We start from the raw sequence: 22,448 nt of genomic DNA, 5'->3' as shown, positions 1-22,448 counted from the left end.
GTCGCGCACGGCGGCGAACGTCGAGCCCAACGCCTCGACCACCGCGGTCTTGCCGACCCCGCCCTGAGCTGAGGGTCGGCGCTGGCGGGCCAGCCCGGCGGCGGCCGCTGACGGCCCGGCGGGCGCGGGGGCCCTGCCGATGCGGGCGGCTGAACGATTCCGCGAAGTGAACCGCGGTTGCTCATACGTCCCGGTATAACCGCTTTAAACTGGCAGAAAACCACCAATATCGCGCCGTTTTGCCGTGAGCTGCGCAATTCGCCGGCAAATTCAGGCGGTCGTCAATTCCGGGCCACCGATTGTTCGCACAGCGCGCACCCGTTAGCCGAAGAAAGCCGCCGCGTCGTCGTAGCGGCTTTCGGGCACCAGCTTGAGCTGGCGCGTGGCGTCCGCCAGCGACACCCGGCCGATGTCCTGGCCGCGCAGCGAGACCATCTGGCCGTACTCGCCGGCATGGGCGGCGTCGGCCGCGTTGACGCCGAACCGGGTCGCCAGCACCCGGTCGTAGGCCGTCGGGGTGCCGCCGCGCTGGACGTGGCCCAGCACCGTCACCCGCACCTCCTTGTTGATCCGCATCTCGACCTCGGCGGCCAGCTGCGCGGCGACACCGGTGAAGCGCTCATGGCCGAACTCGTCAATTCCGCCTTCGCGCAACTGGATTGAGCCGGCCACCGGCTTGGCGCCCTCGGCGACGACGCAGATGAAGTGCGAATCGCCGCGCTGGAAGCGACGTTTGACGAGCCGGCACACCTCCTCGACGTCGAAGGACTGCTCGGGGATCAGTGTCATGTGCGCGCCGGACGCCAGCCCGGCGTTCAACGCGATCCATCCGGCGTGCCTACCCATCACCTCCACCAGCATCACCCGCTGGTGGGATTCGGCCGTGCTGTGCAACCGATCGATGGCGTCGGTGGCGACGGTCAGCGCGGTGTCGTGGCCGAAAGTCACGTCGGTGCAGTCGATGTCGTTGTCGATGGTCTTGGGCACGCCGACGACGGGAACGTTTTCCTCCGAGAGCCAATGCGCGGCCGTCAGCGTGCCCTCGCCACCGATCGGGATCAGCACGTCGATGCCGTTGTCGTCCAGGGTCTGTTTGATCTGGTTCAGCCCGGCACGCAGCTTGTCGGGGTGCACGCGCGCGGTGCCCAGCATCGTTCCGCCCTTGGCCAGCAGCCGGTCGTTGCGGTCGTCGTTCTGCAGCTGAATGCGCCGGTTCTCCAGCAGCCCGCGCCAGCCGTCCTGGAACCCGACCACCGACGAGCCGTACCGCGAGTCGCAGGTGCGCACCACCGCCCGGATGACGGCGTTGAGCCCGGGGCAGTCGCCGCCCCCGGTGAGAATTCCGATCCGCATCTTTTTATCTTGCCTGGTCGGCCCGGCCACGGCTCGTTTAGGGCGCGACTAACGCGCGACTAACGCGCGACTAAGCCGTCGGGGGCGCGGGCAGCGGACCGCGGGCCGCCTCGTACGCGGCTCCCACCCGGTACAGGCGGTCGTCGGCCAGCGCGGGGGCCATGATCTGCAGCCCGACCGGCAGGCCGTCGTCCGGGGACAACCCGGCGGGCACCGACATGCCGCAGTGGCCGGCCAGGTTCAGCGGCAGCGTGCACAGGTCGAACAGGTACATGGCCAGCGGGTCGTCGACCTTCTCGCCGAGCGGGAACGCGGTGGTCGGCGTCGCGGGCGACACCAGCACGTCGACGGATTCGTAGGCCCGGTCGAGGTCGCGGGCGATCAGCGTGCGGACCTTCTGCGCCTGGTTGTAATAGGCGTCGTAGTAGCCGGCCGACAGCGCGTAGGTGCCGATCATGATGCGCCGCTTGACCTCCGGCCCGAAGCCGGCGGCGCGGGTCAGCGCCATGACCTCCTCGGCGCTGTGCGTGCCGTCGTCACCGACCCGCAGCCCGTAGCGCATCGCGTCGAAGCGGGCCAGGTTGCTCGACACCTCGGACGGCAGGATCAGGTAGTAGGCGGCCAGCGCGTGGTCGAAATGGGGGCAGTCGACTTCGCTGACCTCGGCGCCCAACGCGGTCAACTGCTCGACGGCGGCCTCGAACGACGCGAGCACCCCCGGCTGGTAACCCTCGCCGCGCAACTGCCGGACCACCCCGACGCGCACGCCCCGCAGATCACCGTCCGCGCCGGCCCTGGCCGCGGCCACGACGTCGGGCACCTCGGTGTCGACGGAGGTCGAGTCGCGGCCGTCGTGCCCGGCGATCACCTGGTGCAGCAGCGCGGTGTCGAGCACGGTGCGCGCGCACGGCCCGCCCTGGTCCAGCGACGACGCGCACGCGACCAGCCCGTAGCGGGACACCGTGCCGTAGGTGGGCTTGACGCCGACGGTCGCGGTCAGCGCGGCCGGCTGGCGAATGGAGCCGCCGGTGTCGGTGCCGATGGCCAGCGGCGCCTGGAACGCGGCCAGCGCCGCCGCGCTGCCGCCGCCCGAGCCGCCGGGCACCCGGTCGAGGTTCCACGGGTTGCGGGTGGGGCCGTAGGCGGAGTTCTCCGTCGAGCTGCCCATCGCGAACTCGTCCATGTTCGTCTTGCCCAGGATCGGGATGCCCGCGGCGCGCAACCGCGCGGTGACGGTCGCGTCGTAGGGGGAACGCCACCCCTCCAGGATCTTGGAGCCGCAGGTGGTGGGCATGTCGACGGTGGTGAACACGTCCTTGAGCGCCAGCGGGACCCCGGCCAGCGCCGACGGCAGCCGCTCGCCGGCGGCCACCGCCTTGTCGACGCCCGCCGCGGCCGCCAGCGCCTCGTCGGGCGCCACGTGCAGAAACGCGTGGTAGCGATCGTCGGTCGCCTCGATCCGGTCCAGGCAGGCCCGGGTGATTTCCGTGGCAGACAGCTCCTTTGCGGCGACGCGAGCGGCCAGCGTCGCGGCGTCGGAGCGGAAGATCTCGGTCACTCGGCATCCCCCAGGATCTGCGGCACGGCGAAGCGGCCGTCGACGGCTTCGGGCGCTTCGGCCAGCGCCTCGGCCTGCGTCAGGCACGGCGTCATTTCGTCGGGACGGGTGACGTTGACGTCCTTGAGGGGGTTGTCGGTCGGTTCGACGCCCGTGACGTCGACGGCCTGAATCTGGCTGACGTGGGTCAGGATGGCGTCGAGTTGGCCGGCGAAGCTGTCCAGCTCGCCGTCGGTCAGCGCCAGCCGGGCGAGCCGGGCCAGGTGCGCCACGTCGTCGCGGGAGATCTGAGACACGACAGGAAAGCCTAACCGGGTGGCTGCGGCCGCCGGGCACTCAGGGCTCGCCGAAATGTTGTGGATACATAGCTGTGCGACAGTGTTGGCCGTGCCGTCGTACCTCCTGCGCATCGAGTTGGCCGACCGCCCGGGCAGCCTGGGTTCGCTGGCAGTGGCGCTCGGCTCGGCGGGCGCCGACATCTTGTCGCTCGACGTGGTGGAGCGCAGCTCGGGGTATGCGATCGACGACCTGGTCATCGAGCTGCCACCGGGGGCGATGCCGGACCGGCTGATCACCGCGGCCGAGTCGCTACCCAACGTCCGCGTGGACAGCGTCCGGCCGCACACCGGGCTGCTGGAAGCCCACCGCGAGCTGGAGCTCCTCGACCATGTCGCCGCCGCCGGCGACAACGCCGCGCGGCTCCAGGTGCTCGCGGACGAGGCGCCGAAGGTGCTGCGGGTCAGCTGGTGCACCGTGTTGCGCAGTTCGGGCGGTGAGCTCGAGCGCCTCGCCGCCAGCCCGGGCGCTCCCGAAACCAAGGCGGATTCGGCCCCCTGGCTGCCGATCGAGCGCGCGTCGGCGCTCGACGGAAGCGCCGAGTGGGTGCCGCAGGCGTGGCGTGACATGAACATGACGATGGTCGCGGCGCCGTTGGGCGACCCGCACACGGCGGTGGTGCTGGGCCGGCCCGGCCCGGAATTCCGGCCGTCGGAGGTGGCCCGGTTGGGCTACCTCGCCGGCATCGTCGCGACGATGCTGCGCTGACCCCTCACTCGGCGGGCGGCTGCTCGGTGGGCCCGTCGGACAACAACTTTCGGAAGCCGTCCTCGTCGAGGATCGGCACGCCGAGCTCCACCGCCTTGTCGAACTTGGATCCGGGCGCGTCGCCGGCCACGACGTAGTCGGTCTTCTTCGACACCGACCCCGCGGCCTTGCCGCCGCGCGACACGATCGCCTCCTTGGCGTCGTCGCGGGAAAAGCCCGCCAGCGAACCGGTGACCACGATAGTCAGGCCCGCCAGCGTGCGCGGCACGCTGGCGTCGCGTTCGTCGGCCATCCGCACCCCGGCCGCCCGCCACTTGTCGACGATCGCGCGGTGCCAGTCGACGGTGAACCACTCGGTGACCGCGGCGGCGATCGTCGGGCCGACGCCCTCGACCGCGGCCAGCTGCTCGGTGGAGGCCGCCTCGATCGCCTCGAGGCTCCCGAACTCGGTGGCCAGCGCGCGGGCGGCCGTCGGCCCGACGTGCCGGATCGACAACGCCACCAGCACCCGCCACAGCGGCTTCGCCTTGGCCGCACCGAGATTGGCCAGCAGCCGCGCGCCGTTGGCCGACAGCCCGCCGGCCTTCGTCCGGAACAGCTCGGTGCGCAGCAGGTCGTCCTCGGTGAGGGTGAACAGGTCCCCCTCGTCGGCAATCACCCCGGCCGCCAGCAGCGCGATGCCGGCCTCGTAACCCAGCCCCTCGATGTCCAGCGCGCCGCGGCCGGCGACGTGAAACACCCGCTCCCGCAACTGCGCCGGGCACGAGCGGGCGTTGGGGCAGCGGATGTCGGCGTCGCCCTCCTTCGCGGGGGCGAGCGGGGTGCCGCATTCGGGACACGTTGTGGGCATGACGAATTCGCGTTCGGAGCCGTCGCGCAGGTCGACGATCGGGCCCAGCACCTCGGGAATCACATCGCCGGCCTTGCGGATCACCACGGTGTCGCCGATCAACACGCCCTTGCGCTTGACCTCCGCGGCGTTGTGCAGGGTGGCCAGCCCCACCGTCGACCCGGCGACCTTGACCGGCGTCATGAACGCAAACGGCGTGACGCGCCCGGTCCGGCCGACGTTGACGCGGATGTCGAGGAGCTCGGTCTGCACCTCCTGGGGCGGGTACTTGTACGCGATCGCCCAGCGCGGCGCCCGCGAGGTGGACCCGAGCCTGCGCTGCAGCGCCACGTCGTCGACTTTGACCACCACGCCGTCGATTTCGTGGTCGACGTCGTGGCGATGCTCGCCCCAGTAGGTGATGCGCTCGAGTGCGCCGCCCACGTTTTCCACCCGGGTGGTGTGCTCGGAGACGGGCAGGCCCCACGCGCCCAGCGCCAGGTAGGCGTCGTGCAGCGTGGCGGGCCGGAAACCTTCGGTGCGCCCCACCCCGTGGCAGATCATCCGCAGCTTGCGCCGCGCGGTGACCGCAGGGTCCTTCTGGCGCAGCGATCCGGCGGCGCTGTTGCGCGGGTTGGCAAACGGCGCCTTGCCGTCCTCGACCAGCGCGGCGTTGAGCGCCTCGAAGTCGGCGAGGCGGAAGAACACCTCCCCGCGCACCTCGAGAACGTCCGGTACGGGGTAGCCCTTGGCCGCCGTCAGCCGCTCGGGAACGTCGTCGATGGTGCGGGCGTTCAGCGTGACGTCCTCGCCGGTGCGGCCGTCGCCGCGGGTCGCCGCCCGCACCAGCCGGCCGTCGCGATACACCAGCGACAGCGCGACGCCGTCGATCTTGAGCTCGCACAGGTAGGGCACGTCCCCAACGTCCGGGCCGACCTCGCCGCGCACGCGGCCCGCCCACAGCTCGAATTCGTCGGCGCTGAACACGTTGTCGAGCGACAGCATCCGCTCCAGGTGTTCGGCCTCGGCGAAATCGGTGGCGAAGCCGGCGCCGCCCACGAGCTGGGTGGGCGAATCGGGCGTGCGCAGCTCGGGGTGCTGCTCCTCGAGCGCTTCGAGCCGCCGCAGCAGCTGGTCGAACTCCGCGTCGGAGACGATCGGCGCGTCGCGCACGTAGTAGCGGAACTGGTGTTCGCGCACCTCGTCGGCGAGTTCGCGCCATTCCCGGCGAATCTCGGGCGCCACCGGGTCAGCTTCGGCTGAAGTCACCTTCGCAGGCTATCGAAGGGGGCCGACGCCGGCCCGGCTCACTCCTCCACGTACGCGCGCAGCCGGTCGACCGCGGCGTCCCAGCGGCGAGACAACTGCGTGAGGTAGTCGCTCGCCTGGGCCAGCGGCTCGGTCCGCACAGTCCAGACGCGCTCGCGCCCCCGGCGGCTGCTGGAGACCAGCCCGGCATTCTCCAGCAGCGCCAGGTGCTTGCTGGCCGCCTGCCGCGTGACCGGAATGGCCCGGGTGACTTGCGATGTCGAGCTGGGCCCGTCCTCGCAGAGCCGCACGACGATGCGCAACCGGTTGGGATCCCCGAGCGCGTCGAAGATCGGCGCCGCGACCGCGCTCATACCCGGGCGTCCTCCAGATAGCGGCGCACCAGATCGGTCTGCATGGCCCAGCCCTCGGAATTCGACTCGAACGCCGACGAGCGGCGCGCCTCCGGGATGGCGTCGAATCCCGATTCGGTGATGGTGAGCAGCACGCCGTCGGGCGTCTCGGCCAGGACGAACTCGACCAGCGTGGTCGGCTCCTGGTCGAGGTCCGGCTCGCCCGCGCACGGGTGCCAGCGGTAGGCGAACCGCCGCCGCGGCTCGATGGCGACGATCTGCCACGTGCTGGTCACCCCGGCGTGCGGCTCCTGGCGCCTGGCGACCTCCTCGTCGACGACGGTCGGGGTGATCGTCGCGGTGACGGGCTCGCCGGCGACGAAGGGCCCGTCGAAGCGCACGCCGAACCAGCGCCCGAACTCCTCGGCCTCGGTGACGGCCCGCCACACCCGGTCCAGCGGCGCGTGCAATACGACTTGTTTCTGAATGCGATCAGTGCTCATATGCAACCTCCTGGTTGCCTATTAGTACAGCACCCGGAGGCGGTAAAGCGCAACCTTTTGGTTGCACTACTAGATGGCGTCCGGGTCCTCCGCGAACGCCTCGGCGGCCTTGCGGGCGAGCCCGATCGCGGCCCGGGCCCACTGGGGCGTCGCCCCCGCCAGCCCACACGCCGGCGCGACGCCGATGCGATCGCGCAGCGCCGAACGCTCGAACGGAAGTCGATCGGTCACCGCGACCACCGCCGCGGCCACCTCTTCGGCAGCGGGCCTGCGCTGCGGGGCGCTGCTTTCGACGACGCCGAGCATGACGGCGCGGCCCGATTCGACGAACGCGGCGATCCCGTCCAGATCCGGCGCGCTCAGCGTGCCCACGTCGACCGAAACCGCGCCAACGCCACTGCGCTGCAACAGATCCCACGGCAGTCCGGGGGCGCAACTGTGCAGCAGCACCTCGGCGCCCACGCCCGCGACGCAGGTAGCCAACAGCGCCTCGGCAACCACCTCGTCGAGCGAGGCGACCGGGCTCAGCGCCGTCACCCCGGCCAGCTGTCCGTCCAGGGCCGCCGGCAGCGACGGCTCGTCGAACTGCACCACCACCGTCGTGTCGAGTCGCCGGGCCAGCGCCGCCCGGTGTGCCGCGACGCCCTCGGCCAACGACGCGGTCAGGTCGCGCACGGCACCCGAATCAGTGATGGCCCGATGGCCGTTGGCCAGCTCGAGGCCGGCGGCCAGCGTGATGGGGCCGGGGGCCTGCACCTTGACGACGCGCCCGGCGCCGCGCAGCCCCGCCGCCTCCCAGGCCTCCTCCAGCGCGTCCATGTCCTCGTCGAGAAGGCTGACCGCGCGGCGCGTCACCGCGCCGGGCCGGGCGACGATGCGGTAGCCGCGCGGCACCGTGTCGATGGCCACGTCGATCAGCAGCGCGCCGGCCCGCCCCAGCAGGTCGGCGCCCACTCCCCTGGCGGGCAGCTCGACGATGTGGGCCAGCGCGCCCGCCAACTCTCCGACGACAACCTCGGCGGCCGGGCGGGCCGCCGCCCCGGGCCAGGAACCGATGCCGCTGGCCGTCGCGAAAACACTCACCGGCCAACCGTATTCGACGGCGCATCGCACGCCGGTCGCGAGGGGTGTTCGGGGCGGGTAGGTTCAAGCCGAGAAGGGTGTGAAGGGTGTGGCACGGAGCGAGATCGGCGTGGGCGTGGCGGCTGCTGTTATGCGTGTGCGGCGCGGTGCTGCTGACGGCGTGCACCCGGGTGGTGGGCGGCGCCGCCCTGCCGGGATTCGGGCCCGCCGCCAAGGGCGTGCACGGCGTCAACGTCGACACCATCCTGCTGGACCAGCCACGGATGCGCGCGATCACCGGCGCCGGTGAGCACCTGACGATCATCCCCTCGATGGATGGCAGCCGGCCGGTGGACATCGACGCCCTCGCCGACACCACCCCCGCCGAATGCCGGTTCCTCTATGCCGAGACGGCGACGTTCGGGCCCGACATCGAGGAGTTCCACAAGACCACGTTCCAGGACCCGCCCGACGGCGCGCTGATCTCCGAGGGCGCCGCGGCCTATCCGGACGCCGACACCGCGCGGCGCGCCTTCGGCGCCCTGGTGACCGCCGTCGGGAACTGCGCGGGCGGCTCGTCGGGCCAGTTGCTGGTCGGCGACTGGACCGCCAACGCCAACTCGCTGCACCTGGGGCCCGGCGGGTGCGGGCGCGACTACCGGGTGCTGTCGGTGGCCATGGTGGAGGTCACGTTCTGCGGCTTTGCGCAATCGGTGTCCGACATCGTGATGACGAACATCGCCGCCAACGTTCCCGGCTAGCTCACCAGTGCGCCGTGCTGAACAGCTCGAAATTCGCCTGGCCGCTGTGGATCCACATCGCGACGTGTAAGGCCGTGAAGGCAACCGAGACCGCCAGCGCGGCGATCGCCAGCGCGTAGCCGTTCTGCTCGCGGTGCCTGGACTGGCGCAACGCGACGGCGGCGAGGACGCCGCTGAAGATCGGGCTGCCGTACATGCCCATGAGGCTCAGCACGAACGCCGCGATGGCAAGCGCGTTGGTCTGGACGGCCGGCACCTCCCGTGCCGCGATCTGGTGTGTGCTCATGTCTGCCGATTCCTTTCCTGGCTGTCAGGAAAAGGTTCGGCGGCGGCCCTTGGCGCATCCTCAACGAATTCTTGGAACCGAGCAGATCAGCGCGAGGTGCCGGCGATCGTGGCACTGCCGAGCACCTCGTCGCCGTCGGCGTCCGGGCGGTACAGCACCAGCGTCTGGCCGCACGCCACACCGCGCAGCGGGACCCGCAACCGCACGACGAGTTCGTCGTTCACCAACTCGGCGACGGCTCCGGCCGTTTCACCGTGCGCCCGCACCTGCACGGCGCACTCGACGGGGCCCTGGGGCGGGGCCCCCGCGGTGAAGACCGGGGACCGCCCGACCAGCGCGCGGATGTCGAGGTCGGCGGCCTCGCCTACCTGAACCGTGCCCGTCGCGGCGTCGATGGACGTCACGTATCGCGGGCGGCCATCGGGTCCCGGCCCGGCGATGCCCAGGCCCTTGCGCTGCCCGATGGTGAAACCGTGCACCCCGTCATGGGTGGCCAGCACGGCGCCGTCGGCGGTGACGACGGCGCCGCGGCGCACCCCGATCCGCTCGCCCAGGAAGGCCCGGGTGTCCCCGGACGGGATGAAGCAGATGTCGTGGCTGTCGGGCTTGTCGGCGACGGCCAGTCCGCGCCGGGCCGCCTCGGCCCGGATGTGGGGCTTCGCCGTGTCCCCGATCGGAAACGCCGCGTGCCGCAACTGCTCGGCGGTCAACACGGCCAGCACGTACGACTGATCCTTGTCCCGGTCGACGGCGCGGCGCAGCCTCCCGCCGGACAGCCGGGCATAGTGGCCCGTGGCGACGGTATCGAAGCCCAGCGCAAGGGCTTTCGCCGACAGCGCCGAGAACTTGATCCGCTGGTTGCACCGCACGCAGGGGTTCGGCGTTTCCCCGCGGGCGTACGACTCGACGAAATCGTCGATCACGTCCGCCTTGAACCTCTCCGCGAAATCCCAGACGTAGAAGGGTATTCCGAGGACGTCGGCGACGCGGCGCGCGTCCGAGGCGTCCTCCTTCGAGCAGCAGCCGCGCGAGCCGGTGCGCAACGCGCCCGGCGCCGAGGAGAGCGCCAGGTGCACGCCGACCACATCGTGCCCGGCGTCGACCATGCGAGCGGCGGCGACGGACGAGTCGACGCCACCACTCATCGCGGCGAGGACCTTCACTTACGGCGCCCCCGCGGCGGCCAGCGCGGCCCGTCGAGCGCGGTCCACAGCGCCGGGCAGCACCCGCAAGACGGCGTCGACGTCGGCGTCAACACTGGTGTGCCCCAACGAGAGTCGCAGCGATCCTCGGGCGCTCGCCGGGTCGGCGCCCATCGCGGTCAGCACGTGCGACGGCTGCGCGACACCGGCCGTGCAGGCCGAACCGGTCGAACACTCAATCCCGTTGGCGTCCAACAGCATCAACAGCGCGTCGCCCTCACAACCGCGGAAGGTGAAGTGCGCGTTGCCGGGCAGCCGCTGGGGGTACCTCCCGCTTGCGGGGGACGGATCGCGGGCGCCGTTGAGGCTGACGTCGTCGATGCCGGCCAGCACCCCCTCGACCAGCCGGTCGCGCAGTGCGCGCAGGCGCGCAGCGTTGGGTTCGAGCCCGTCCACCGCGATCCGCGCCGCCGCCGCCATGCCGACCGCGCCGGCGACATCGGGTGTGCCGGAGCGGATGTCGCGCTCCTGGCCGCCGCCGTGCGACAGCGGCACGCAGGTGACGTCGCGGCGCAGCAGCAGCGCCCCCACGGCGGGCGGGCCGCCGAACTTGTGGGCCGTGACGCTCATCGCCGACAGCCCGCTGGCGGCGAAGTCGACGGGCAGCTGTCCCACCGCCTGCACGGCATCGCTGTGCATCGGAACCCCGAACTCCGCCGCCACAGCCGCCAGTTCGGCGACCGGCAGCAGGGTGCCGACCTCGTTGTTGGCCCACATCACCGACACCAGCGCGACGTCGTCGTGGCCCTGCAGCGCCTCGCGCAGCGCGGCCGCCGACACCGAGCCGTCAGCGGCGGTGGGTAGCCAGGTCACCTCGGCGCCCTCGTGCTCGACGAGCCAGTTCACCGAGTCCAGCACGGCGTGGTGTTCGACCTCACTGGTGACGATGCGCCGGCGCCGCGGATCGGCCGCGCGCCGGGCCCAGTAGATGCCCTTGACGGCCAGGTTGTCGCTCTCGGTGCCGCCGGCCGTGAAGATGACCTCGGACGGGCGCGCGCCCAGCTTGGCCGCGATCAGCTCGCGGGATTCCTCGATCCGCCGCCGCGCCGCCCGGCCGCTGGTGTGCAGTGACGAGGCGTTGCCGACCGTGCCGAGCACGGCCGTCATCGCCTCGATGGCGGCGGGGTGCATCGGGGTGGTGGCTGCGTGATCGAGGTAGACCATGACGCGCCCCACGATACCTGCAGGTCCGCACGGGCCCCAAAGCTAGGAAGCCACCAGCACGTGGCGCCGGCCCGGGCGCTGCGGCACCCCGACGCCCACCGCCGACTGGCAACGGCGGGCCAGCGCCCGCCGGTCGTCGCCCGGCAGCTGCAGAGATTCCACGTGCACGTGCGCCCAGGTGCGGCGCACGGCCAGCAACCGGCACATCGACCGCCACAAGGTGTCGTCACCGACGAAGGCCGGAGCGGTCGAAACGCAGCCGTCGACGTGGTGGTAGGTCAACCGGAGCGGCTGCACGGGCCGACCGGCGTCGATCGCGGCCTGGAACATCGCCGGATAGAACGACCCGCAGGCCAGCCCGCACCACGTGGTGCCCTCCGGAAATGCCACCACGGTGTGACCCGCGCGCAGCCGGTGCGCGACGGTCTCGACCACCACGGGCAGCCGCCGCAGGTTGGCGCGTTCGATCGGAATGATCTTGAGCAGGCGCACCGAGAGGTCGCCGAACAGGTCGGCGCGGGCCACGAACGAGCCGGGCAGCACCGACCCGATGGCGAACACATCCAGCCATGACATGTGCGGGCTCACCACCAGGACTCCCCGCAGGTTCCGGATCGGGCTCCCCGACACGCTGATCCGGACACCGAAGCAGCGCAGCACCACCCGGCAATAGAACCTCTGCACCCGCGCCTGGCCCGGCAGGGGCACCAGCGCCAACGGCACCACCGGCACCAGCAGCAGCGCCAACAGGACGCGCAGCATCACCCGCAGCACCACCCGCCACCGCGGCGAGGCGGGGCCGACACGCACGCAGCTGCCGTCGCACGTCGCGCGTGGCAGCCAGGAATGGTCGGCGACGCTCATCAGGCGCCGCCCACCATGGCCATAGTTTCAGTGGCCGCCGAGACGGACCGCAGCCGTTTGAGATACCGGGTATCGGCGCGTCGTTTGTCCAGCAGCACGCAGAAGTCGCCGACCCCGAAGTCGGGGTCGTGCGCGGGCTCGCCGCAGACCTGGGCGCCGAGCCGCAGGTAGCCGCGCATCAGCGGCGGCACCGCCGGGCGCGGCGGCGCGGGGACGTCGTCGAGGGCCCGCCCGCAGACGCGGACCGGCCGGTACGGGCGCACCCGGTACTGCCGGGGCGCGGCGTGCCGGTCGAGGATGAAGTCGCGGACGCCGCGCAGCTGGCTACCCGACACGTCACCGTCCGATGCGTCGCCGATGGGCACCGACACACAGCCGGTCACGTAGTCGTAGCCGTAGCGGTCCAGGTAGGCCAGGATGCCGGCCCACATCAGCAGCACCACGCCGCCGTTGCGGTGGCCATCGCGGACCACCGCGCGCCCCATCTCCACCAGGGAGGGTCGCAGCGAGTCGAAGGCGCGAACATCGAATTCCGTTGCGGTGTAAAGCCCCCCGGCCGCGATGGCACCCGAAGGCGGCAGCATCCGGTAGCACCCCACCAATTCGCCGGTGTCGTCGTCGCGGACCAGCAGGTGGTCGCAGTGCTCGTCGAACCTGTCTACGTCGACGTGCTCCGTGCCGCCCGTAGGCAGCGTGAAACCCGGTGTGCTGCTGAACACGTCGTACCGGAGCCGCTGCGCCGCCTCGATCAAACTCGGGTCGGTGGACAGCAGCAGCGAATAGCGCGGCCCGACCGAGCCGGTGGTCGCGCCGTCCGGCTTGTCGCTGGCTATCAGGACAGAAGCAATGCTCATGCCACCTAAAGTTGCGTAATCGGTGAGCTAATCGGCATCGCCGCTATGACGTGTCGGTGCACGTCAGATGACGAGATATCGCGAAATGATCACGCCGGAATGCGCCGGGTGAACAAAGGTAAAAGCCCCCGACACGCCGGGGTGTCGGGGGCTTTTACGTGTGTTCGTGCTGGAAAAGTTAACCCTTCCGCGCCTTGATCGCGTCGGTCAGCTGCGGGGCCACCTTGAACAGGTCGCCCACCACGCCGTAGTCGGCGATCTCGAAGATCGGCGCCTCTTCGTCCTTGTTGACCGCGACGATCGTCTTGGAGGTCTGCATGCCCGCGCGGTGCTGGATCGCCCCGGAGATGCCCAGCGCGATGTAGAGCTGCGGGGACACCGTCTTGCCGGTCTGGCCGACCTGGAACTGGCCCGGGTAGTAGCCGGAGTCCACCGCGGCGCGCGACGCACCGACGGCCGCACCCAGCGAGTCGGCCAGCGCCTCGACGACGTTGAAGTTGTCTGCGCTGCCGACGCCGCGGCCACCGGAGACCACGATGCTGGCCTCCGTCAGCTCGGGGCGGTCACCGGCGACCGCCGGCTCGCGGGCGGTGATCTTGGTGGCGTTCTCGGCGGGCGCCGGAACCTCGACGGTCACCTGCTCACCGGCGCCGGCCTGCGGCTCGGCGTCGATGGCGCCACCGCGCACGGTGATCACCGGGGTGTCGCCGTTGACCTGCGACTCGACGGTGAACGCGCCACCGAAGATGGAGTGGGTTCCCTTGTTGCCTTCCGCAATTCCCACCACGTCGACGAGCAGGCCGGACCCGAGCCGGGCAGCGAGCCGGCCCGCGATCTCCTTGCCGTCGGCGTTGGCGGACAGCAGGATCGCGGCGGGCGAGTTCGACTCGGCCAGCGAGGCCAGCACGTCGACCACCGGGGTGATCAGGTACTTCTCGACGTCGTCGGACTCGGCGACGTAGATCTTGGCGGCGCCGGCCTCCTTGAGGCCGTCGGCCAGCGGCGCGGCGGTTCCCGGCGCGCCGACGACGACGGCGGCCGGGGCGCCCAGCGCGCGGGCGGCGGTGATCAGCTCGGAGGTGACTTTCTTCAGGGCGCCTTCGGCGTGCTCGACGAGCACCAAAACTTCAGCCATGGGTTATTTCGCTCTTCTCGTGTTCTAGAGACGTGGGTTCGTTAGACGATCTTCTGCGCGACCAGGTACTGGGCGATCTGATTGCCGCCCTCGCCCTCGTCGGTGACCTTCTCACCCGCGGTCTTGGGCGGCTTGGGCGTCGACGTCAGCACGGTGGACCCGGCGTTGGCCAGCCCGACCTCATCGGCCTCGACCCCGATCTCGCCCAGGGTCAGCACCGTGACCTCTTTCTTTTTGGCGGCCATGATGCCCTTGAAGGAGGGGAAGCGCGGCTCGTTGATCTTCTCGGTCACGCTCACCACCGCGGGCAGGGTGGCCTCGAGGCTGAAGACGCCGTCGTCGGTCTCGCGCTCGCCGGTGATCTTGCCGCCCTCGACCGACAGCTTGCGCAGGTGCGTCAGCTGCGGCAGGCCCAGGTACTCGGCGATGATGGCCGGAACGGCGCCGCCGGAGCCGTCGGTGGATTCGTTGCCGGCGATGACCAGCTCGGTGCCCTCGATGGTGCCCAGCGCCCGCGCCAGCGCCCAAGCGGTCTGGACCACGCAGGAGCCGTGCATGCCGTCGTCCTTGAGGTGGACGGCCTTGTCGGCGCCCATGGACAGGGCCTTGCGGATCGCCTCGGTGGCGCGCTCGGGGCCGGCGGTCAGCACAGTCACCGAGCCCTCGGTGCCGTCGGCTGCTTCCTTCTCGCGAATCTGCAGCGCCTCTTCCACGGCGCGCTCGTTGATCTCGTCCAGCACCGCGTCGGCGGCCTCGCGGTCCAGCGTGTAATCGCCGTCGGTGAGCTTGCGCTCCGACCAGGTGTCTGGGACCTGCTTGATCAGGACCACGATGTTCGTCATGAGTCTGGTTCGTCCTCCTCGAAGGGGTCCCGCAGCGGTCGACTACGGGACCTCGGTCACGCACTTTTCACTGCACAGCGTGTTACTGGCGGGTAACTTTGTGCGGTCTGCTCTCACACCATAGCGGGTCGTAGTGCAGGTTCTTTCGCCCTGTCTGCCCCATCCGGCAGGGGTGCCCACTTCCCGGTTCGCGAATCGGACACTTCGCGTTAGCCTGCCTATGCAATGAGCGCACACCTGCCCGACGCCTCCCCCGACACCCCCCGCGACCCCTCGCCGGGAGCTGACGCGGTGTTGACGCTGACGGGCGAGCGCACCATCCCGGATCTGGACATCGAGAACTACTGGTTTCGCCGCCATCAGGTCGTCTACCAGCGCCTTGCGCCGCGCTGCGCGGGCCTCGAGGTGCTCGAGGCCGGCTGCGGCGAGGGGTACGGGGCCGAGCTGATCGCCGCCGTCGCGCGCCGGGTCGTCGCGGTGGACTACGACGCGGCCGCGGTGGCCCACGTCCGGGCGCGCTACCCGCGCGTGGAGGTCATGCAGGCCAACCTCGCCGAGCTGCCGCTGCCCGACGCGTCGGTGGATATTGTGGTGAACTTCCAAGTCATCGAGCACCTGTGGGACCAGCCACAGTTCGTCGCCGAGTGCGCCCGGGTGCTGCGCCCGTCGGGGTCGCTGATGGTGTCCACCCCCAACCGGATCACCTTCTCCCCGGGCCGTGACACGCCCGTCAACCCGTTCCACACCCGCGAGCTCAACGCCGGCGAGCTGACCGAGCTGCTGGTCGAGGCCGGCTTTTCCCGAGTCTCGGTCAGCGGCCTGCACCACGGCGCGCGGCTGCGCGAGATGGACGCCCGCCACGGCGGATCCATCATCGACGCGCAGATCGCGCTGGCTGTGGGCGGACAGCCGTGGCCGCCCGAGCTGGCGGCGGACGTTGCCGCCGTCACCTGCGACGACTTCGACATCCTCGACACCGGCATCGACGACAGCCTGGATCTCATCGCGATCGCGGTGCGGCCGTGAGCACCTCCGGGGCGCGCGTGCCCGGCATGTTCACCCTGGTGCTGCACACCCATCTGCCCTGGCTGGCCCACCACGGACGCTGGCCCGTCGGCGAGGAATGGCTCTATCAGTCCTGGGCGGCGTCCTACCTGCCGCTGCTGCGGGTGCTGCACACGCTGGCCGACGAGGATCGGCACCGGCTGATCACGCTCGGCGTCACCCCGGTGGTCAACGCCCAGCTCGACGACCCGTACTGCCTCGACGGCATGCATCACTGGCTGGCCAACTGGCGGCTGCGCGCCACCGAGGCGGCCGCGGCGGCCGGCACGCGCCCGGCCCCCGCCTCGAAGTCGGCCGGCTACCAGTCATGCACACCGGAAGCCTTGCGGACCTTCGGGATTCGCGAATGCGCGGAGGCGGACCGGGCGCTTGACGAGTTCGCCACCCTGTGGCGGCACGGCGGCAGCCCGCTGCTGCGGGGCCTGGTCGACGCCGGCACGGTCGAGTTGCTCGGCGGGCCGCTGGCCCACCCGTTCCAGCCGCTGCTGAATCCGCGGCTGCGCGAGTTCGCGCTGCGCGAAGGCCTCGCCGACGCGCAGCGTCGGCTGGCGCATCTCCCGACCGGCATCTGGGCGCCCGAGTGCGCCTACGCCCCGGGCATGGAACGCGACTACGCCGCCGCGGGCGTCACGCACTTCATGGTCGACGGCCCGTCGCTGCACGGCGACACCGCCCTGGGCCGGACCGTCGGTGACACCGACGTGGTCGCGTTCGGGCGCGACCTGCAGGTCAGCTACCGCGTGTGGTCGCCGAAATCCGGCTACCCCGGCCACTCCGCCTACCGCGACTTCCACACCTACGACCACCTGACCGGCCTCAAGCCGGCCCGCGTGACCGGGCGCAACGTGTCCTCGGAGGGCAAGGCGCCCTACGACCCCGAGCGCGCCGACCACGCCGTCGACGTCCACGTCGCCGACTTCGTCGACGTGGTCCGCGGCCGGCTGACGAGCGAATCGGAGCGCATCGGGCGCCCCGCCCACGTCATCGCCGCCTTCGACACCGAGCTGTTCGGCCACTGGTGGTACGAGGGCCCGACGTGGCTTCAGCGGGTGCTGCGCGCCCTGCCCGCCGCCGGCGTGCGGGTGGGCACGCTGCGCGACGCGATCGACGACGGCTTCGTCGGTGCCGCGGTCGCGCTGCCGCCCAGCTCGTGGGGTTCGGGCAAGGACTGGCAGGTGTGGGCCGGCGAGCAGGTGACCGACCTGGTCCAGCTGAACACCGAAGTGGTCGACACCGCGCTGAGCACGGTCGACAAGGCGCTGTCGCAGACGGCGTCGCTGGACGGGCCGATCCCGCGCGACCACGTCGCCGACCAGATCCTGCGCGAGACCCTGCTGACCGTCTCCAGCGACTGGCCGTTCATGGTGAGCAAGGACTCGGCCGCCGACTACGCCCGCTACCGCGCTCACCTGCACGCGCACGCCACCCGCGAGATCGCCGGGGCGCTGGCCTCGGGCCGGCGCGACAGCGCGCAGCGGCTGGCCGAGGGCTGGAATCGCGCCGACGGTCTGTTCGGCGCCCTGGATGCGCGTAGGCTGCCCCGGTGAGGTGCAAACCCTCTCGCGAGCGCGCGTGTTTGTACACCGACACGCCGTTGGCGCTGTCATTCTGCGGACCCTCGCGCTGGTGCCGGGCGGGCGCGTGAAAATCCTGATGGTGTCGTGGGAGTACCCACCGGTGGTGATCGGCGGGCTCGGCCGCCACGTGCATCACCTCTCGACCGCGCTGGCCGCCGCCGGCCACGACGTCGTCGTCCTGTCGCGCCGCCCCACGGGCACCGATCCCAGTACCCACCCGTCGTCCGATGAGGCCAGCGCGGGCGTCCGGGTGATCGCCGCCGCGCAGGATCCGCACGAATTCACCTTCGGCGACGACATGATGGCCTGGACGCTGGCGATGGGCCACTCGATGGTCCGCGCCGGGCTCGGCCTGAAGAAACCGGGCACCGACCGACCGTGGCGTCCCGACGTGGTGCACGCCCACGACTGGCTTGTCGCCCACCCCGCCATCGCGCTCGCCCAATTCTACGACGTGCCAATCGTTTCCACGATCCATGCGACCGAGGCCGGGCGGCATTCCGGTTGGGTCTCCGGGCCGATCAGCCGTCAGGTGCACGCGGTGGAATCGTGGCTGGTGCGCGAATCCGACTCGCTGATCACGTGTTCGGCCTCGATGGGCGACGAGATCACCGAGCTGTTCGGCCCCGGCCTGGCCGAGATCACCGTGATTCGCAACGGCATTGACGCGGCGCGCTGGCCGTTCGCGGCGCGGCGCCCGCGACCGGGCCCGCCCGAGCTGCTCTACCTGGGGCGGCTCGAGTACGAGAAGGGCGTGCACGACGTCATCGCCGCGCTGCCCCGCGTCAGGCGAGCCCACCCGGGCACCACGCTGACCATCGCCGGGGAGGGCACGCAGCTGGACTGGCTCGTTCAGCAGGCGCGTAAACACCGGGTGCTCAAGGCGATTCGGTTCGTCGGACACCTCGAGCACGCCGAATTGCTGGCGGTCCTGCACCGGGCCGACGCCGCGGTGCTGCCCAGCCACTACGAGCCGTTCGGCATCGTCGCGCTGGAGGCCGCCGCGGCCGGCACCCCGCTGGTGACGTCCAACATCGGCGGCCTGGGCGAGGCGGTGATCGACGGGCAGACCGGGGTGTCGTGCCCGCCCCGCGACGTCCGGGCGCTGGCCGCGGCGATACGCACCGTGCTCGACGACCCCGACGCCGCGCAGCGGCGCGCCCGCGCCGCCCGCAAACGGCTCACCTCGGCCTTCGACTGGCACACGGTCGCCCAGGAGACCGCACAGGTCTACCTGGCGGCCAAGCGCAACGAGCGGCAGCCCCGGCCACGGCTACCCATCGTCGAGCACGCGTTGCCCGACCGCTGACGTCATGGGGCTGGAATATTCGAGCGTGATCGACGCGCCGCGCGCCGAGGTCTTCGCCTGGCACGCCAGACCGGGCGCCTTCGCCCGACTGTCGCCGCCGTGGCAACCCATGCGGCTGGTCACCGAGGCCGCCTCGCTCGAGGACGGCCGCGCCACGCTGGCGCTGCCCGGCGGCCTGCGGTGGGTGGCCGAACACCAAGCGGACTCCTACGACCCACCCCGACGATTCGTCGACGCCATCGGCGGCGCGGGCGCGGCGTCGCTGCCGGCACGAATCATGGTGCGGTGGCGGCACACCCACGAATTCGAGGACGTCGGCAACAACCGGACCCGGGTCATCGACCGGGTCGACACGCCGGTGCCCGGGTCGTTGTTGCGCCCCATGTTCGCCTACCGCCACCGTCAGCTGGCCGACGACCTGGCCGCGCACCGGCTGGCCGCCGAGCGCGGCCTGACGCCGAAGACCATCGCCGTCACGGGAGCGTCGGGTCTGGTCGGTTCGGCGTTGACCGCGTTCCTGCGCACCGGTGGCCACCGCGTCATCGCGCTGGTCCGGCGGACACCCGGCGGCGACGACGAGCGGCGGTGGGACCCCGATGAACCCGACGCCGAGCTGCTCGCCGGGGTGGATGCGGTGATCCACCTCGCCGGCGCCTCGATCGCCGGCCGCTTCAGCCAGGCCCATCGGAAAGCCATCCGCGACAGCAGGATCGGGCCGACGCGCCGGCTCGCCGAGCTGCTGGGCCGCACCGAGCCCGCGCCGCCGGTATTCGTCTCGGCTTCGGCGATCGGGTACTACGGGTACGACCGCGGTGACGAGACCCTCACCGAGGGCGGCGATCGCGGCGACGGCTTTCTGGCCGAGGTCGTCGCGGAGTGGGAGGATGCGACCGCGCCCGCGGAGCGTGCCGGGGTGCGGGGGGTGCGGGCGCGCACCGGCATCGTGCAATCACCCCGCGGCGGCACGCTGAAGCTGATGCGGCCGCTGTTCGCCGCGGGGCTCGGTGGCCGGCTCGGCGACGGCCAGCAATGGCTGTCCTGGATCGGGATCGACGACCTGGTCGACGTCTATCACCGCGCGCTGTGGGACACGCAGCTGTCGGGGCCGGTGAACGCCGTTGCCCCACAACCGGTCCGCAACTCCGAGTACACCCGCACCCTGGCCCGGGTGCTGCGCCGTCCCGCGGTGTTGCCGGTGCCCAGGCTCGGGCCCCGGCTGCTGCTGGGCGAACAGGGCGCCCGCGAACTGGCCTGCGCGAGCCAGCGCGTGATTCCCCAGAAACTCACCGCGGCCGGGCACCGGTTTCGCCACCCCGACCTCGATGGGGCCCTGCGCCACCTGCTGGGCCGTTAGCCCGCCTCCCTGCCGTCGCGGCTGCGCCGGTAGGCGCGCCCCCGCAGCTCGGCGAGCCACTCCGGGTAGAGGCTCAATCCCGGCGCGGTGTTGGCGACCGGATCGAACGACACGTCCGTTTCCCGGTCCAGGACGCCGGTGAGCGTCAGCCGCGCCAGCGGCGCGAAATCGCCCCTGCCGCAGGCCTGGTCGATGGCGAAGTCGATGCCGCCACCGTCGATCGCCCGCCGGACGCTGTCCAGCGAAAGGCCAAACCCGTCGACGGCTCCGCCGCTTCGGGCCCTCAGCCACCAGGTGTTGCCCTGGTAGCGCAGCGGCATCAGGCTGGTCAGGGTCTGGCCGCCCCACGACACGGCCGGCCGCAGCGCCACCGCCCGGGCCAGCACGCCCGATCCCGCGGACACCAACAGGATGTCCCACGTCCCCCCACCCTCTTGCTGCGGCGCGACCCGGAAAGCCAGGCCGATGAAATCGGGCAGTGCACCCGGCGTCCCGGCGGCCTTGGAGACCCGCGCGACAACCTCGCAAGACGGCAGGGGCAGCCCGTCGGCCGCGGGCGCGGTCCGTTCGATGAAGCCGTGCGCCAACACCCCGACGGGGTGAAAGAACCGCCGGCCGCGCAGGGCGGATCCCCATTGAAAGGGCTTGGTGACGAGATTGGAAACGTTCACCGGCGCCGGGTTCCCGTTCTCCGCCGGGAAAAACCCCCGGCCCGATCAATCGATCCGGCCCTTCCAGCTTCGGCCACCACTGGCGCATCGCCCGATCATTCAGTAAGTTAATGTTTCAATAACTTAACCGAACGTGTCCGGCGGGCGGGCCCGGCCGGGCACGTCGGCGATCGGCCAGTTTTGTTTTCTCGTCAAAGGGGTACCAACGCGTGAATCCGAGCCGTACGAGCCAGCGGCTGACCGACCCTGCGAGGGAGGCTTCGGTGGGAGCTGTGCGCGCGTTTCCGGGTGTGCGCCTCGCCGAAGCGACCCTGTGCGGTCCGGCCACCCTTCCCCATCCCGACCAATTGGACAGCTGGCGAGCGGGTTTGCGGCAGGCGGTGCTCTCCCGCGTCGTCGAATTCGTCGCCGAGCGCTGCGCCGAGGCACTGGGCGCATGCGGTGTCGACGTGGCCGGTGACATCGTGATGGAGTTCGTCAACGGCGGCAAGTGCCTTCGGTCGACGTTCATGTACCTGGGCTGGCTCTGCGGCGAGCCGGCCAGCGATGCCGCGCTGTCGGCGACCGCCAGCCTCGAACTGCTGCACGCGTTCGCGCTCCTGCAGGACGACGTGATGGACGAGTCGACCTCGCGACGTGGCCGCCCCGCCGCGCACGTCCAATTCGCCGCGTGGCACCGCCGGCGCGGGATGTCGGGGTCCGCGCGCCGGTTCGGTGAGTCGTCCGCCGTCCTGCTCGGCGACCTGTGCCTGATCTGGGCGGAACAAATGCTGCGCGACAGCGGCCTTACGCACCGCCAGTTGCAGCGGGCGTGGCCGCGCTACGACGCCATGCGCACCGAGTTGGCGGTGGGCCAATTCGCCGACCTGGCGACCGACGCGCGCGACCTGCCTACGATGGAGGCCGTGCTGGAAGTGGCCCGACGAAAGTCGGGAAACTACACGGTGCGGCGGCCCCTCGAGATCGGTGCCGCCATGGCCGGTTGCGACGATCGGGTGCTGGCGACGCTCGCCGCCTACGGCGCCGCCATCGGCGAAGCGTTCCAGCTGCGCGACGACATCCTCGGCATCTTCGGCTCCCCCGCGGCGACCGGGAAACCCACCAACGACCTGGTCGAGCGCAAGGCCACCAGCGTGGTGGTGGCCGCCCATCAGTTGGCGGATGCGTCGACGCGGCTGCAGTTCCGGGAACTGATGACCACCGAGCGGCTCGACGACTCCGCCCTCGACCGCTGGCGAAACCTGATCCTGGCCACCGGGGCCGTGCACTGGATCGAAGAATTGATCGCCGAGCGCGTCGATCAAGCGGTCAAGGCGTTGGATGACATCGCCGTTGGCGACCGCCTGACGGCCGCGCTGGTCGATATGGCGGGCCTGTGCGCACGGCGGGCCGCATGAACGCCGAGGTATCGCGC

General features: G+C 71.3%; 22 protein-coding genes. 7 read left to right on the top strand and 15 right to left on the bottom strand.

Annotated elements, in window-relative coordinates; genetic code table 11:
- Positions 1-321: 321 nt before the first annotated feature.
- The 3 genes from A5787_RS04835 to gatC form a co-directional block, all read right to left on the bottom strand.
- Complete coding sequence (locus A5787_RS04835) at positions 322-1,353, bottom strand: ATP-dependent 6-phosphofructokinase (RefSeq protein ID WP_066962431.1); 1,032 nt, start codon at positions 1,351-1,353, stop codon at positions 322-324.
- A gap of 70 nt (positions 1,354-1,423) precedes the next feature.
- Entirely contained in the window at positions 1,424-2,911 is a 1,488-nt protein-coding gene (gatA, locus tag A5787_RS04830) for an Asp-tRNA(Asn)/Glu-tRNA(Gln) amidotransferase subunit GatA (RefSeq protein ID WP_066962428.1), read from the bottom strand.
- Positions 2,908-3,207 carry an Asp-tRNA(Asn)/Glu-tRNA(Gln) amidotransferase subunit GatC gene (gatC, locus tag A5787_RS04825; protein ID WP_066962426.1) on the bottom strand — a complete coding sequence of 100 codons (300 nt, stop codon included), beginning with the start codon at positions 3,205-3,207 and terminating at the stop codon, positions 2,908-2,910. The genes gatA and gatC overlap by 4 nt, the downstream gene beginning before the upstream one ends.
- Positions 3,208-3,298: 91 nt before the next feature.
- Here gatC and A5787_RS04820 point away from each other — a divergent pair, with 91 nt between their 5' ends.
- The gene (locus A5787_RS04820) at positions 3,299-3,955 is read left to right on the top strand and encodes an amino acid-binding protein (RefSeq protein WP_156763767.1); all 657 of its coding nucleotides are present in this window, start codon (positions 3,299-3,301) and stop codon (positions 3,953-3,955) included.
- Positions 3,956-3,959: 4 nt separating this feature from the next.
- Here A5787_RS04820 and ligA read toward each other — a convergent pair whose 3' ends face one another.
- From ligA to A5787_RS04800, 4 genes are all read right to left on the bottom strand, one after another.
- On the bottom strand, positions 3,960-6,053 hold the full coding sequence (gene ligA, locus A5787_RS04815; protein WP_066962420.1) for an NAD-dependent DNA ligase LigA: 2,094 nt from the start codon (positions 6,051-6,053) through the stop codon (positions 3,960-3,962).
- Positions 6,054-6,091: 38 nt separating this feature from the next.
- The gene (locus A5787_RS04810; RefSeq protein ID WP_066962417.1) at positions 6,092-6,406 is read right to left on the bottom strand and encodes a helix-turn-helix transcriptional regulator; all 315 of its coding nucleotides are present in this window, start codon (positions 6,404-6,406) and stop codon (positions 6,092-6,094) included.
- Positions 6,403-6,888 carry an SRPBCC family protein gene (locus A5787_RS04805; RefSeq protein ID WP_066962414.1) on the bottom strand — a complete coding sequence of 162 codons (486 nt, stop codon included), beginning with the start codon at positions 6,886-6,888 and terminating at the stop codon, positions 6,403-6,405. Before A5787_RS04805 ends, A5787_RS04810 begins: the two co-directional genes overlap by 4 nt.
- A 69-nt stretch (positions 6,889-6,957) precedes the next feature.
- Positions 6,958-7,971, bottom strand: coding sequence for a methionine synthase (locus A5787_RS04800; RefSeq protein WP_066962411.1), 1,014 nt, complete (start codon positions 7,969-7,971; stop codon positions 6,958-6,960).
- 86 nt (positions 7,972-8,057) lie between these two features.
- On the opposite strand from A5787_RS04800, the gene A5787_RS04795 reads away from it, so the two are divergent.
- A complete protein-coding gene (locus A5787_RS04795) occupies positions 8,058-8,711 on the top strand; it encodes a sensor domain-containing protein (RefSeq protein WP_231993822.1) in 654 nt (217 codons plus the stop codon).
- Position 8,712: 1 nt separating this feature from the next.
- On the opposite strand, the gene A5787_RS04790 is transcribed toward A5787_RS04795, so the two are convergent.
- The 7 genes from A5787_RS04790 to A5787_RS04760 form a co-directional block, all read right to left on the bottom strand.
- A complete protein-coding gene (locus A5787_RS04790) occupies positions 8,713-8,997 on the bottom strand; it encodes a DUF4190 domain-containing protein (protein ID WP_066962408.1) in 285 nt (94 codons plus the stop codon).
- Between the two features lie 86 nt (positions 8,998-9,083).
- Positions 9,084-10,160 carry a tRNA 2-thiouridine(34) synthase MnmA gene (mnmA, locus tag A5787_RS04785; protein WP_156763766.1) on the bottom strand — a complete coding sequence of 359 codons (1,077 nt, stop codon included), beginning with the start codon at positions 10,158-10,160 and terminating at the stop codon, positions 9,084-9,086.
- A complete protein-coding gene (locus A5787_RS04780) occupies positions 10,161-11,363 on the bottom strand; it encodes a cysteine desulfurase family protein (protein ID WP_066962405.1) in 1,203 nt (400 codons plus the stop codon).
- Positions 11,364-11,405: 42 nt separating this feature from the next.
- Positions 11,406-12,227 carry a 1-acyl-sn-glycerol-3-phosphate acyltransferase gene (locus tag A5787_RS04775; RefSeq protein ID WP_066962402.1) on the bottom strand — a complete coding sequence of 274 codons (822 nt, stop codon included), beginning with the start codon at positions 12,225-12,227 and terminating at the stop codon, positions 11,406-11,408.
- Entirely contained in the window at positions 12,227-13,081 is an 855-nt protein-coding gene (locus A5787_RS04770; protein WP_066962399.1) for a GNAT family N-acetyltransferase, read from the bottom strand. The genes A5787_RS04775 and A5787_RS04770 overlap by 1 nt, the downstream gene beginning before the upstream one ends.
- Positions 13,082-13,259: 178 nt before the next feature.
- Entirely contained in the window at positions 13,260-14,216 is a 957-nt protein-coding gene (locus A5787_RS04765) for an electron transfer flavoprotein subunit alpha/FixB family protein (RefSeq protein WP_066962396.1), read from the bottom strand.
- A 41-nt stretch (positions 14,217-14,257) separates the two neighbouring features.
- Positions 14,258-15,058, bottom strand: coding sequence for an electron transfer flavoprotein subunit beta/FixA family protein (locus A5787_RS04760; protein WP_066962393.1), 801 nt, complete (start codon positions 15,056-15,058; stop codon positions 14,258-14,260).
- Between the two features lie 225 nt (positions 15,059-15,283).
- On the opposite strand from A5787_RS04760, the gene A5787_RS04755 reads away from it, so the two are divergent.
- The 4 genes from A5787_RS04755 (at position 15,284) to A5787_RS04740 (ending at position 20,363) form a co-directional block, all read left to right on the top strand.
- Complete coding sequence (locus tag A5787_RS04755) at positions 15,284-16,084, top strand: bifunctional 2-polyprenyl-6-hydroxyphenol methylase/3-demethylubiquinol 3-O-methyltransferase UbiG (protein ID WP_066962390.1); 801 nt, start codon at positions 15,284-15,286, stop codon at positions 16,082-16,084.
- 26 nt (positions 16,085-16,110) lie between these two features.
- Entirely contained in the window at positions 16,111-17,670 is a 1,560-nt protein-coding gene (locus tag A5787_RS04750; RefSeq protein ID WP_369829079.1) for a 1,4-alpha-glucan branching protein domain-containing protein, read from the top strand.
- A 94-nt stretch (positions 17,671-17,764) separates the two neighbouring features.
- Positions 17,765-19,009, top strand: a complete 1,245-nt coding sequence (locus A5787_RS04745) for a glycosyltransferase family 4 protein (protein ID WP_066962444.1) — start codon at positions 17,765-17,767, stop codon at positions 19,007-19,009.
- 4 nt (positions 19,010-19,013) lie between these two features.
- The gene (locus A5787_RS04740) at positions 19,014-20,363 is read left to right on the top strand and encodes a TIGR01777 family oxidoreductase (RefSeq protein ID WP_066962384.1); all 1,350 of its coding nucleotides are present in this window, start codon (positions 19,014-19,016) and stop codon (positions 20,361-20,363) included.
- On the opposite strand, the gene A5787_RS04735 is transcribed toward A5787_RS04740, so the two are convergent.
- Positions 20,360-21,034, bottom strand: coding sequence for a phosphodiesterase (locus A5787_RS04735; protein WP_066962381.1), 675 nt, complete (start codon positions 21,032-21,034; stop codon positions 20,360-20,362). The genes A5787_RS04740 and A5787_RS04735 overlap by 4 nt on opposite strands.
- A 290-nt stretch (positions 21,035-21,324) precedes the next feature.
- Here A5787_RS04735 and A5787_RS04730 point away from each other — a divergent pair, with 290 nt between their 5' ends.
- Positions 21,325-22,431: a polyprenyl synthetase family protein gene (locus A5787_RS04730; protein ID WP_156763769.1), complete on the top strand. Its 1,107-nt coding sequence runs from the start codon at positions 21,325-21,327 to the stop codon at positions 22,429-22,431.
- Positions 22,432-22,448 lie beyond the last annotated feature (17 nt).

The sequence above is a fragment of the Mycobacterium sp. 852002-50816_SCH5313054-b genome (assembly GCF_001667185.1).
Taxonomy (GTDB): Bacteria; Actinomycetota; Actinomycetes; order Mycobacteriales; family Mycobacteriaceae; genus Mycobacterium.
This window is presented reverse-complemented; position numbering and strand designations above follow the sequence as displayed.